This window comes from Lentilactobacillus dabitei (assembly GCF_019061365.1).
Classification (GTDB): Bacteria; Bacillota; Bacilli; order Lactobacillales; family Lactobacillaceae; genus Lentilactobacillus; species Lentilactobacillus dabitei.
Map to the genome: position 1 here is coordinate 1 of NZ_JAHPPD010000222.1, position 205 is coordinate 205.

Here is a 205-nt window from a genome sequence, read left to right on the forward strand (position 1 = left end):
AGGTAGATAGGTTGGAAGTGGAAGTGCAGCGATGTACGGAGCGGACCAATACTAATCGGTCGAGGACTTAACCAAGTAGAAGTGGTGTTTGAAAGCAGAAAATTAATATTAGCTAGTTTTGAGAGAACGAAGTTCTTTCAAGCAGCAAGAAGTGTGGTGGCGATAGCCAGAAGGATACACCTGTTCCCATGCCGAACACAGCAGT

General features: G+C 45.4%; 1 rRNA gene. It reads left to right on the forward strand.

The window, feature by feature from the left end:
• Nucleotides 1-152 precede the first annotated feature (152 nt).
• Nucleotides 153-205 (forward strand): 5S ribosomal RNA (rrf, locus tag KTE19_RS14435); the annotation flags it as partial.